This is a genomic window from Reichenbachiella sp. MALMAid0571 (genome assembly GCF_040151475.1).
Taxonomy (GTDB): domain Bacteria; phylum Bacteroidota; class Bacteroidia; order Cytophagales; family Cyclobacteriaceae; genus CAXBNB01.
This window is the reverse complement of sequence record NZ_JBDKWG010000096.1, coordinates 22699-35597: the sequence shown is the minus strand read 5'-3', so window position 1 is coordinate 35597 and position 12899 is coordinate 22699. Positions and strand designations below refer to the sequence as shown.

Below are 12899 nucleotides of genomic sequence, written 5' to 3'. Positions count from 1 at the left end.
CTACAAAAGGTGCTTTAATGCAATGACATATCCTGCATGTAGCCCTTCGTGGAACATTAAAAAGTCCGTTGCATCCTCAATATTTGAAACCTTTATCCCATAGGGCTTTGCCAGCCATGGAGTATAATTGGCGAATAAATCTTCTTTATGGTCTTTCTCGAAAGTTTCAATTGAGGTAATAAACAGTTCTTTGATATTTTCAATCTCTGAACTGTCAATAAAATCTTCAGGTTTCGTGGATGGTTGGTAGGAGGAAAAATATTTATCCTCAACAACATAAGGTAAATTGGCTCGAACGTAACAAACACTTTGTTGTGCAGAAATAATGTGAGACAAGTTCCAAATAACATTATTGTTGAATCCCTCCGGAATTTTGTTTAATTGCTTTGGCGACAAATCCTTGATTTGATCCAATATAAAGAGTCTTACATTTTTTATTTGCTCGATTTTCTTACTCATTCAGCTTCCATTGTTTATTGAAACGCCCAACTATCACCCGTATGCTGGACTTTTTTCAAATATGTATAAAAGTATCTTATCTCACCAGCCTTTGCAAGTAGCTCAGTTAGTTTATGGAAGTATTTGTTAGATGCGTTAAATGTTGTTTACCTGATCAATTTTGGTTTTAATTCCGTTGAAATATTCAGCATACGTTGATAAGTCTGAGTCAACCCAAGCTAACATTTCAAATATTTCGTCTCGGATATTTTCGACTTTACCAAAGTCAATATTGGAGCCATTAAAACAAATCGGCTCATTGTGATAAACTCGGTTTCTAAATTCTCTAATCCTATTCAATTTTTGAGATATTATGCTTCTATTTACTCCATTAGGTTTGTTTGGAAAACAACGAATAGTTACACCTCCAATTAATCGGTAATGATGGGGTTCAAATAATGAAGTCCAAAATCCGAAAGACTGTTCAGCTATTACTTTGCCTGAAGATATTACCCCTCCTTTTCTTCGAATAGTTCTTTCTGCCTTATTAACTGAATTTCTTAGGTAATATCTTGATGGTGTAAGAGAAGAGTCATCCATAAATCCATGTTTCTCGTTAATTATCCAGTTCGGGTTGGCGAAGTGTGCAGTAATCTGATAGTTCACAGAGTTTCGAAGAAAAATTTCGAATAAGTTGAGAATCGGATAAAACGCTTGACTTACTCACAGGTTAATTCTATAAAGCTGTTGTGCTTTGGTTTTAGAATCACCAGCGGCAATTAAAAATCGCTGTAAGCGTGGTTGTGAAAGAAAGTATTCAAGTTTTTCGTATTCCAATTTTTCGACAATTCAGTAACAAAATGTAAAAATACGACGTATATTTACATTGTAATGCTTGATCAAGCCTCTTCCTTTGGAACGTAATCAAGTTTAAGAAATCAGCCTCTGAGAAATCAGGGGCTTTTTTATTTACCTGCCCCAATTGTGTCTAATGACCAGCTATCCGGCGTGTGTCCGAACTAGCTAGAAAGCACTAAGATAGCGGAACTACCCAACCCCCACAAGAGTAGCGGTCGAGTTCCTGCGCAGTTTCAAAAAGCACCATGATGCCGGATCAGTGTTTGTTAGGAGCTTTCTAGTTCAGTCCTTTTTCTGCAATTCTGTCAAAAATCCAGTTGAATGCGTCGTTAACAATTTCTTCGGTTCTCAATTTGGATGTATCAATTCTCCAGAAAAAGTTGAAATCTTCATCAATGTCAATAGTAAAAGTTTGAATCTTTTTTTCTTGAGGTTCATTCCCCGGATGGAATATTGTTCGAGGATTGGAAGTAAAATGCCTCTTCCAGTACTTAACCCATAATTTGGCATCTGAGGTTGAGTCACTATAAGCTATCACCCAATAAAAGCTGCAACTAAAACCGTTCGTTAAATACAAGTGAAGGTTGGTTAGTGTCTTCTTCTAATCCAAAATTCACCCCCTTTTCTTTAAGTTGTTGAAGTCGCTCCTTGATAAGTTCAAACATTCTTAAAACCTCTTCTTCAGATTTTTCAACAGCTTCAGTCGAACTTAAAAAGTTTTTACGTTTTCTCTCAAAATCTCTCTTCGATTTGAACCTTTCAACTCTTTCGAGAGTTTCTTCAAAAGGGTTTTTCGTTCTTCTATTACGGAGCTTCCCTTAATTTCTGATTCAAGGTCAGAAATTAAATCCCTAAAGGTTTTTAGAAAGTTGGTGTTCTCAATTTCGTTTTCATTTTGGGGTTCATAGCTATAAGGAAGGTCAACTTGCTTATGGATGAATCCTTTAAGAGTATTGATAATTTGTCTTTCAACAATAGGCTTGACATTTTTCTTTAATGCCATAGAATAGCCAATTTCTTGGTTGATCTATTGAGTTGATATTGACTTTGCAGTTAAAATAGGGATGATTACGAAGCTACCTTCAATTCCATCAGTTACTTTCTTCACTAAAGGTTTTAGAGCTTCTCGATTCGAAGCGATCACCAAAGGTTCAAAAAACGGATGATCATCAAGTTCAGATTTAATGAGTTCAACCTTCTCCTTGTCAAAATCAGAATAGCTTATGAAGAGTTTCTTTTTCACGGGTAATAATTGCTCCTAACATCTATTATCATTAATATACAAAAAATACCACTTTAACCAACTGATATGGGGTGTTATTCACAGGTTTTATATTGGTATGTAAATGCCAATTGTTGATTTTAGAGAGATATTGGAGGTTAACCTCTATAGTTTGTATTGTAAGAAAGCGGACAATCCTATTTGTTTAGTTTTTTGTCGCAAGTTCAAACATCACAGTTATACCAGCCTTATTTCAGGAAGTGTCCTTATGAGATTTATGCAGACGTAGAAATAACAGCACCTAATTTATGTGTGAAGAAAAGCAGGGATGGAAGGTTAAAGATGCAGCTCCAATCCCCTGATACTTTTACCTCCGTATAATGTCAAACATTTTCACGTAGTGCTCAGAAGGAGTGAAGATACCAGCACTCTTGTCATAAAATTCTTTGCCGATAGGATAGATGCCATCTTTGGTACGTGTCCATGCTGCTTCTTTCATGGGATGATAGCTCATCATCTTGTCCCAGTTGCGGTAATACTGGTGTCCGTTGGTTTCCTGCAAGCCTATATCCATTTCAGGGAATGGCTGCATCCTGGCTGCCACAGACTTGTTCCAGTCCACCAGGATTGGGTTCACAGTCAGGTCAGCACAAAAGCAGTGAATGTTTTTCTCATACGCCACCTGCGTGATTTTCATGGTCATGCTTAGCGTTTTGGCAATGGCTTTTACGGCAATCGATTTATAGCCTTGCTCGATACGTTTGATGGCATCTTCGTCTGTATGGGCACTTTCATCTGCGGCTATTCTTACACCCAGATCACCCACATACGCATCGTTAAATTCATCAAAGGGTTCTTCCAATACAGAGATTTGATCCAATGCCTTGATCTTATCTGCATGGTCAAGAAAGTGCTTCAGTGTATCGATATGTTCATACCTGCCGTTGGCGTCAAAATAGTAGGGGATTTTTCCGTTTTTGGTATAAGGAGTTTCATAGCTACCAACGGTCTTATGCAATTCAGTCAGAAATTCAATGTCTTTTTTGATCATTTCTTTCTGAGTTCCCGAAGATCCTGTTTTCAGTTTCATGATAAAATAACCCTGATCAGCAGCAGCTTTGATTTCCGAAACGGGCGTGCCCACACTAAACGAAGGAATACTTGCTACTTTGGTGTGTCGGTGAGACAAACCCGGTCTGTAAGCATCGGGAATCATTTCGTCAAAGTTTTTAAACTTGTTGTGGTCAAAATAGAGTTTCCAAAGGGCATTGTCAACGCATACCAATGAATTTAGCGCAAAAGTTTTTCGCATATTGGGATTTCCTGAAATCTTTTTGCCGTAAGCCAAAATTTCAGGAAGCAGGTCATCAAGTACTTCTATAGGATTTGTAAATGAGACACCTTTCAACATTTGTATGGCTCTTTCGCTCATGGCATACATGATGGCATTTCCACCATTCTCCGAATGATCAAAAAATACCTTGGAATCCGACCAAAGGACACCTTGTGTACCCAAACCTATTCCTACCAGCCCTGTGTCTGTTTCCAGATAACATACAGATTGCCAGATTTCGGAAACGCCACTTCCCTTGAATCGGTAGGGTTTGATAAGTGGTTCTCTTTCAAAATTAGAATCTACTTTCGTGATCGTAATTTTAGACGTTTTTTCATTTGAAAAAATAGAATTCGGTGTTATCGAACCCATAGCCGACAACCCTAAAGCGACAGTGGTACTGTTGCTTACAAATTTTCTTCTTGACATATTTCCGTTACTCATTAGTTAATCTGATTTAGCTCTTGAGGAATATTGTTTAGCGTGTACCAAGCTTCTGATGACCATAGGTTCTGTCCACTGGCACTTTGTAAGTTATGATTTAAATCGAATTTTACCACGTGTTCTTTTTTCAAATTTGGGATAACAAGTAGCACTTTGGTTCGATCCGACGATATCCTTACTTCTTTTACAGCCATTTGTTCCAAATCCATTTTAGGGCCTCCATAAGCTGGAGTAGGCAGATACCACCACTGCTTTATCTGATAGTCCGAAGGTTGATTACCCTGGTTAGTTGCCAGAGGCTCGGTGAATTCAATCTCGAAACCCTCTGGTGTTGATTTGATGGCAAGCATTTCAAACGTGACTTTATTGTTGTATTTCAATCGTTGCAGCCCTTGTTTGGTGTTTTTCCAGCCCCAGCCACCTGCCATTCCAACTCCACCGACGTAGTAAGCACCATCAGGTCCACGACGAATTCTGTTGATTCCGGCTTTCAATCCTTGTGTAAATCTAAAAGCCACTCCCTGATAAGTGCCATTGATTTTTTCCAGAAATACCCTTTTGATGCCTCCGTGACTCACATCTCCAAAAATCATTTGATTGACATAAGGACCGTCCTGCATAAGTGAGGGTTCAGATGGAGAATTGGCAATTTCATCTTCCGGTAACCAGACAGTTGGTGGAACCATTTTTAAATCCGCCAATGAATCCGGCAATCCCCATCTCATTCCGTGGAAATCTCCCTGTCTTACATGGATAAATTTATTGGCTGGCAGCCATTGTCCCTGATTGTCTGTAATGAAGAGTTCATCATCAATTCCGACACCTATTCCGTTGGGTTCTCTCAAGCCGTGATTGATCCATTCGAAGCTTCCATCTCTGGCAATTTTGATGGTTTTCCCCCGATCCGGGCCAGGTTTTTCATTTGTCATCAGGCGCAATGGCAGGGAGAGGTTGGCATAAAAATGACCGTCTTTATAGATCAGTCCAAAGGCAAATTCATGAAAATCGGCAGACACTCCAAAGCCATTGCAGATGGCTTTGTATTCATCGGTTATTTCATCTCCGTTGTGGTCTATGAGTTGGGTGAGTTCCTGTTTTTGCAATACAAAAATATCTTCTTCTACCACTGTCAGCCCCAGCGGTTCTGCCAGTCCCTGAGCGATGAGTTTAATTTTCATTTTACTGCTGTCACCACTTTCCAGTCCTTCTAAAATATACACAGATCCGTGTGGTGTCCAAGTGGCGACTACCAGCCTGCCATCCGGCAAAAAAGCCAGGCCACCTACTTTGAATTCTATACCCGGAAATTGTATGGTAGTGAGGTCGAAGCTGGGGTGCACATCTTCCAAAGGAGCTCCAAATCCTGGTTTTATGGGAGAAGCCTGAATGGGCGTATTCTCTTTTTTGTTGTTGACTGACTTAGCCTTTTTTTCTTTGTCGGGTCTTTTGTCCAAAGATAAAATGTAGTCGATCATTTCTTCAATGTCTTCTATGCCCAACTGTGGGTGTGGATTCATGGCAGCTTGTCCCCAAACTCCAGACCCTCCTTGTTGCACTTTGACTGCCAGTTGGGTTACAACTTCGTCTTCTTTGGAATATTTCTCTGCTATTTGTTGGAAAGCTGGGCCTACGGTTTTTTCTGTCCAGTCGTGGCAGGTAAAGCAATCTGATTTTTCGATCCAGTACCTTCCTTTGTGTCCGGATTTATCAGGGATGATGGTTTGTATTTGCTCAGGTATTGGTTCAAAAAACTCCTGATGGACGGTTCGGCCAGCATTATCCAATTTAATGGTTTTACCCGTTGTTTTCAGGATTACAGAAATATTTTGTGCAGTGGTGGAAGAAGCGAAAATCCTTTCCAGACCCGGATTCCCTTTTTTATCTTTGACAAATTCAGGTCGCTCTTCTATTTCTACCGTATCTACTTTGGTGGACAATTGATATTTCAAAAATATTTGTTCTTTGTCCAACCTGTACCCCAGAAACCGAACATTAGGAGTTTCTTTTCTTCCGGATTTTTCAATCACCCAAACATCGGATGACTTGTCCAGAATATAGTCTTTGCCCCAGGCAGAAGGTTGCATTGCTTTGGTCTCGTTGAAAACAATGCCATCCCAGTTGACACCACCTTTCCATGCCCTGTATAGGCCGCAGTTGTTTAAGTCATACGCAACAAAACACTCAGCATCGAGTGCCAGAGTGAGCATTCTTGGTTTGTAGTCCAGTACCGACCGAAATACCCAGGGATGCATTGGTCTGCTGTGGGTTTCTTCTGATGGCGGGGTACTGCATCCGACAAGTGCAAATAGCAAAATCACATACCAATAGTTTGGTAAAATGAACTTCCTCATATTTATTTTTACATACATTCTATTCAGCTGTAATGGTTTTCTGTGTTTTTTGCAAATGGGGTAGTCATAAATTGGAGAATTCTCCTGATTAGGATTTTTCACAACTTACAATTTACTTTTAAAATATCAAAACACCTTATGAGTCTTTATTTGTGCATCAAATGAATTCAAAAGTGCTAGGTTTTGAATGTGCTTTATTGGTAAATGTGGATGATGGAGTTGTCGAGAATGTTTTCATTGCATGACATGATGGTAACAGCTCCATTTTTGTCTAAATATACTCCTGAACCCCAACGAAAAGTTGTTTGGTCGTTAGAAGGAAATATTCTGGAATAGATTTTTTTCAATTCAAAAGAAGAAAAATCCTTCGTTTTCAGTTCAAACAAGTCCAACACATTTTCTCTCAACATATTGGAAGTCATACCAATCAGGTAAAGTGCTTCCGTACCATCTTGTACAATATTTACATTCTGATAACTCAAATAGTTTTTATCTATCCATTCAGATTTGTCCACGTCTTTGGAGTCGAGAGAGTATTTAAGTGTGGTATTGTTTGGCTTTTCTTTATCTATGGTATAGAAGTCCAGATGTTCACTGCCCCAGTCACCTACTACGACCAATATAGTGTTGTTTGTTTCGCAAATACCAACACTTCCGGCTGTGGTCCGTTTTGGGTTACCGGACCGCTCAATAATGGAAAGAGGTACTGTGGGTGGATTTTCCGGGTCGTCTATTCGGAAAACATACACTTTCGATTTGTCCTTGGCTTCATTGTCTTCTATGCCTATGGCCATCAGGTTGTCGTTGATCTGGAAACCTCCGGCGTGTTTGAATGGCTTGTCAAGCAGCTTGTTGACAGAAATGACAGTATTTTGATCTGCTATTTTCACGATGGAATAGTAAGAATAAGAACTGGAGCTCCCGGATACCACATAGTATTCGTTTTGGTTGTGATTGAGGTACTGAATGCCCTGCAAGTGTCCACCGCTGTTGTCAATTTCCAGTGAGTTTTGGAAAGTGATCTGCTCCGGTGTTGGGTAGATTTTTTCCAATGCCTTGATAATGGGCAGGTCGGATTGCTTTTGCCCCTGAGAGCACGATAGGAGCACACTAAAAATAAAAGCAGTAAGTGCTGATTGGGTGATTTGTTTCATGAATTGAAGAGTTTGCTTCTAAAATAACCTGAGTTCGATGTAAGATTAGGCATTACAAGGGTAAAATCAGTTGTTTTGTGTCTTCGAAATTCATTTTGAGAGACGGTTTTTTCTCGGAAAAGTTATAGGCGATCAAAGCAGAGAAAATGTTGTTGAAGAAGTTTGACTGGCTTCTGTGCCGAGAGTGTTCAACCTGAAAAATGTTCTTGAGTTGGTCGATGATGGTCTCACAGATCGCCCGCTTACGAAGCAAGATAGCGTCCATGACCGGGGTGATGGCTTTAGACTTCATGTTTCGTTTGAGTTTGGTCACCAGGTGGACACCTCTGAAGAAAAGTTGTGAGAACAATTCCCTGCTGATGTAGCCTTTGTCGCCGAATAACTTGCCAAAAAGCTTTTTGATAAAGCCTTCCATCCTTAAGGGCCTTCGATCGTCCACATTGGCTGGGGTAAGCATAAAATCGACGATTTCACCCGTTTCAGAGGTGATAATATGTAGTTTGAACCCGTAGAACCAACCAATAGAACAATGCCCCCTTGTTGCTAAACCACCAAATACTTTGTGATTATGGATACGCTTGTTATGACAGACCCGCAGTGGTGTACTGTCAATGAAACTGATCCCTGTGCAATCCCCGGTCGCCCTGCCCTTCAGGTAGATGGCCAAAGGCATAAGGCTGTCCCTCTTTAATTTCGACCATTCGGTTATAGCTCACAATATTGGGAAAATAGGATCGAAGGTGATGGGCTACATATCCATTATAAAAAGTCTTGAAATTCCGATATCCAGAAAAATGAAACAAAACCTGAATGGTCATAACCTCAGATAAATGCAATTTTGAAGGCCTTATACGTTTCTTACTACCCAGCAACCCTTTTTGATAGACAGGTAAGAAATCTTGGCAGAAATCATCGATGGAACAGAAAATCTCAGTAATTTTATGTGAGGATAACATGGGCGATTGTTTAAATAATATATTGAAAATCAACACTTTAATATACTAAATATCGCTCTCTTATCCTCCTTATTAAACCACATTCTTATATCGAACTCAGGTTAAAATAAGCAAATAACTGATGTATTTAAAAATGCACTCCAGTGTTGTTAATATTTTTATTAAATATATGTAATAAAAAAGTTAAAAATAATTTTAATATTTTAAAATAAATAACTACGTTTGATTGAGGTGTTTTACTCTATGTATTTAAAATAAAGAGAGTGTAAAGCATGGTATTGGGAATAATATCCCTAAATATCTTCTTCCAGCTATAGTACTATAATTTCAATCTATTTGATTTGCTTTACTGCTAATCGTTAAGTTCTACCGCTCATGAAAAGAATTTACCTTTTTATTATTTTACTTATTCCATTCTCATTTTTTAGCAATGCTCAAAATGTTAACTTAGGATCAGGATCGGGAAATGGAGGATCCTGGAATACTTCAATTGGACATTATGCTGGTGATTATGTCACAGGAAGTTACAATACTTTTCTAGGAGGATATAGTGGAAAAAATACTAGTACAGGAGGTTCCAATATTTTTATAGGGCTTTATTCCGGATATAGCAATACAACAGGGCATAGTAATTCCTACGTTGGTGTGAGGACAGGGTATAATATTACAACAGGATATGGTAACGTGATGATCGGGTATGAGTCGGGGCAAAAAGCTTTAAGTAGTTCTTATAACAACGTTTTTATTGGACATAGTGCGGGTAGGGAAAACGAAGGCTCTAATAATGTATTTATTGGAAATAATGCAGGAGAAACAGAATTCAATGGCTCTAATTTACTTTATATCGATAATACCAATACCTCTTCTCCATTGATCTGGGGAGATTTTAGTGCAAATACTCTTGTGTTTAATGGATCTACCACTACTACAGGAACTATTTCTACTTCTACCGATGGCACTTCGGCAAATTGGAAAACAGCTTATGATGCTGTCAACGCTAATGTGAATAATTGGAATCTTGCTGTGACTAAGGTTATTACTAATAACTTGGCTGGAACTGGATTAACTTGGGATGGAAATAAACTAAATATTTCTTCAGGAGCAGGTAGTTATTGGTCTTTAAATGGAGATGTTATTCATTATCCTGGACATTTAAGGGTGAAAGAAGGTGCATTTTTCGATGATGATAGTAGTATGGGAGGTGATAGTGATGATTGGATTCGATTAAATGGGTACATCGAATTGAAATCCAATACAGATTCATATGGTATTGTACTTAGAGATAAGGACAATTCCGAGTACTTTGGCATTACACAGGTCAATGGGTCATCATATTTGACTGACTCAAATGTTTCGGGAAGCTATTTTTTAAGGGGTAGTGGTAGAAACACATATTTTGGTGATGAAGCAGTTGCTACAAGAAAGGGGTTCTTTGGAACTTATAATTCTGCTCAAGTTCAGGGAATTTGGTCTATTGGGGAGGCTTATAATGTGGATGTTACTAATAATACTTTTGGTAATCAATATGGTATGGTGTATGCGCATCCTAATGCAGGAACATCAGGCTCTAAAAAACCGATACCTGATTGGGAACATCAAATTCTATTTACTCAGGATGGTAATAGAACTGCAGCAATATCCTTATCCCATGGTCATGGTTATTTTGCTGGTAATGTCGGAATAGGTACCACTTCTCCTTCTCAGAAACTTGATATATCTGGTGATGTTCGCATTAGGAAAACAGGAACAGTGAGCAAAATATTATTTGACGCTCAAACTAATGACCCGGGAGAGATCAGGCATATTGAAAACAATAATGCTGCAGAATTTTGGATAGATCCCTCAGATGATTTTGACTCAGGGGCTACTTCAGATTTTTTTATTGTAGGAGAACCTGATTCCAATACAAAAAGATTTTGGGTTAGAGGGGATGGTGCTACTTATGTTAATGGAAATTTAGGAATAGGTGTAGGCCCTACAAGTAATAGGTTGGAAGTTAATGGTTCAGTCAATATAACTGGAACCATATCAGCATCTGGTTACAATCCTAGTGCTTGGGATGCTGCCGTCTCAGCTACTGCTTCGACAAATATAAATGATTGGAATGATGCATTTGCTGAAAGAGGTTCTGTAATTGCAGGAACTGGCTTGTCTTGGTCTTCAGGAAAATTGAACTATGAAACCAACACTGTGATTTCAGGTACAAGTCAATGGAATCCTGATGGCGATGGTTCAATATTTGTGTATGATGATAGTAATCCAACATACAATGGAAAAGGTGTTGGTGCTGTTATAGATATACGAGGTGATGGTGTTCAGGACGGGGCTTTGGTTCGATCTGGTATTTTTAATGCACATCATTTTCAAGCATCTAACGGATTTTATATTGGAAGTTCTGAAGCAAATGGTTCTCAAATTATTGATGCAAGCGGCAACATTACATCTTCTGGAATCATATCAGCATCTGGAGGAACATCTGTTGATTGGAATTCTGCATATACTAAAGTAACAACGAATGCCTTAGCAGGAACGGGCTTGTCATGGAGTAATTCTAAACTTTCGGTAAATGAAGGAGCAGGTAGCTATTGGACTAAAGTGGGTGGAGATCTTAGCTATGCAGGAGGGAATGTAATTATTGGTGAAAGTTTGATTATTGATAAGGCTAACATTGTTTCTGGAGATTATAAAGATGAGAGAATCTTAGTGCAAGACACAACATCAGGACTCATTAAGTATAGAAAGATAGAGTCAATTACTCCTTGGGTGATAAGAGAAATTAATGGTCAGCACATAGTAACATGTGACCCTGAAATGGGAGAAATATGCACATGCCCTGAAGAAGTTGTAATTGATTTGGATACCTATGATGCGAATGGAAATTTAAGAATAGGTGACAATGCGTATTTCGATGATGATCTGTTTCCCGGAGATAGCGCATCAGTAGCAGATGATTGGTTTAGATTTGCAGACAGGTTAGAGTTCAATTCCCAATCCAATGCCTATGGTATAGTCCTTTTTGATAATGCTGATCATTTAAAATATTTGAATTTATTCCAAAAAGGAAATGAAAGTTTTTTATCCAATAGTTATTCGAAAGATCAATATTTTTTGAAGGCTACAAATAAGGATATTACAACTGGTGGAAAGCTAACGGTTACAGATACCTTTACAGCTCCTGATTACAACCCAGTTGCTTGGGATGCAGCGGTAGTAGCTACTAATTCGACTAATCTTTCAAATTGGACATATGCCTACAATGCCATCGACAATAAAGAAGTAAATTGGGACAGTGCCTATGCTCAAAGAGGCTCACAAATTGCAGGAAATGTTTTAAGCTGGGATGGATCTGGTATTAATCTAAATTATGATAGTGCTGAATTTACTACAAACGGTAGCAATCAGCTAAAATTAGTGGAAGGGGCAGGTAGCTATTTTACCAAAGATTTGGATACTTTGGTTTATGGCCTGGGAAGCATCCGTACTGCTGACGGCACATCGGCAGACTGGCAAGCCACTACGGAACTAGTTGGGCTGAATTCTGAAAACTGGATTTTGGCCTACAATGAAAGTCTTTCCAATATTACCTTGTCAGGCTTGGACTGGAATGCCGGTACATTATCGGTGCAAGAAGGAGCCGGCAGCTATTTTACCAAAACAGGTGATGAATTGAAGTATGCCAATGGTAAGTTACTAATCAATACTGAGGTAATACCTTCAGGCTACACTATGGCCGTAGGAGGTGATATGGTTGTCAATAAAATATGGGTTAAAAAAGTAGGTCAATGGTTTGATAACGTTTTCGAAGAAGATTATGAACTACAATCTTTGGAGGAAGTTGAGGATTTTGTGCAAGAAAATAAACACCTGCCGGATATACCATCGGCTCAAGAGGTAAAAGCTGAGGGGATTGACCTAGCTCAAATGAATGCTTTACTCTTGAAAAAAGTAGAAGAGCTAACACTTTACATGATTGAGATTAAAAAAGAATCAGACGAACAAAGAGAGCTGATCTCCAAGTTGATAGAAAAAGCAGAAAGTAAATAAATTAGCCTTGAAGATTCTATCAACCCTATATCGCAAGTCGTTTCAAAAGGTCGACAGTATGTCTCTACACTGTTTACCTTGTTATTCCGACGAAGGAGG

9 protein-coding genes and 1 pseudogene are annotated in these 12899 nt (G+C 38.8%); 1 reads left to right on the top strand and 9 read right to left on the bottom strand.

Annotated elements, in window-relative coordinates:
- The 9 genes and pseudogenes from AAOP42_RS03890 to AAOP42_RS03850 all read right to left on the bottom strand — a co-directional run bounded on the left by AAOP42_RS03890 (nucleotide 1) and on the right by AAOP42_RS03850 (nucleotide 8756).
- Nucleotides 1–459 carry a DinB family protein gene (locus AAOP42_RS03890; protein ID WP_349527149.1) on the bottom strand — a complete coding sequence of 153 codons (459 nt, stop codon included), beginning with the start codon at nucleotides 457–459 and terminating at the stop codon, nucleotides 1–3.
- A 135-nt stretch (nucleotides 460–594) separates the two neighbouring features.
- Nucleotides 595–1104, bottom strand: coding sequence for a hypothetical protein (locus AAOP42_RS03885; protein ID WP_349527148.1), 510 nt, complete (start codon nucleotides 1102–1104; stop codon nucleotides 595–597).
- 469 nt (nucleotides 1105–1573) lie between these two features.
- Nucleotides 1574–1873, bottom strand: coding sequence for a hypothetical protein (locus AAOP42_RS03880; protein ID WP_349527147.1), 300 nt, complete (start codon nucleotides 1871–1873; stop codon nucleotides 1574–1576).
- 132 nt (nucleotides 1874–2005) lie between these two features.
- Nucleotides 2006–2299: a hypothetical protein gene (locus tag AAOP42_RS03875; protein WP_349527146.1), complete on the bottom strand. Its 294-nt coding sequence runs from the start codon at nucleotides 2297–2299 to the stop codon at nucleotides 2006–2008.
- Nucleotides 2300–2323: 24 nt separating this feature from the next.
- A complete protein-coding gene (locus tag AAOP42_RS03870) occupies nucleotides 2324–2539 on the bottom strand; it encodes a toll/interleukin-1 receptor domain-containing protein (protein ID WP_349527145.1) in 216 nt (71 codons plus the stop codon).
- 346 nt (nucleotides 2540–2885) lie between these two features.
- Nucleotides 2886–4295: an enolase C-terminal domain-like protein gene (locus tag AAOP42_RS03865; RefSeq protein WP_349527144.1), complete on the bottom strand. Its 1410-nt coding sequence runs from the start codon at nucleotides 4293–4295 to the stop codon at nucleotides 2886–2888.
- Nucleotides 4295–6646 (bottom strand): c-type cytochrome, encoded by a 2352-nt coding sequence (locus AAOP42_RS03860; RefSeq protein ID WP_349527143.1) that lies wholly within the window; start codon nucleotides 6644–6646, stop codon nucleotides 4295–4297. The genes AAOP42_RS03865 and AAOP42_RS03860 overlap by 1 nt, the downstream gene beginning before the upstream one ends.
- Before the next feature lie 194 nt (nucleotides 6647–6840).
- Nucleotides 6841–7800, bottom strand: a complete 960-nt coding sequence (locus tag AAOP42_RS03855) for a hypothetical protein (RefSeq protein ID WP_349527142.1) — start codon at nucleotides 7798–7800, stop codon at nucleotides 6841–6843.
- Between the two features lie 52 nt (nucleotides 7801–7852).
- Nucleotides 7853–8756: pseudogene (locus tag AAOP42_RS03850) on the bottom strand (IS982 family transposase).
- A gap of 375 nt (nucleotides 8757–9131) precedes the next feature.
- Here AAOP42_RS03850 and AAOP42_RS03845 point away from each other — a divergent pair.
- A complete protein-coding gene (locus AAOP42_RS03845; RefSeq protein WP_349527141.1) occupies nucleotides 9132–12800 on the top strand; it encodes a hypothetical protein in 3669 nt (1222 codons plus the stop codon).
- The last annotated feature ends 99 nt before the right edge of the window (nucleotides 12801–12899 follow it).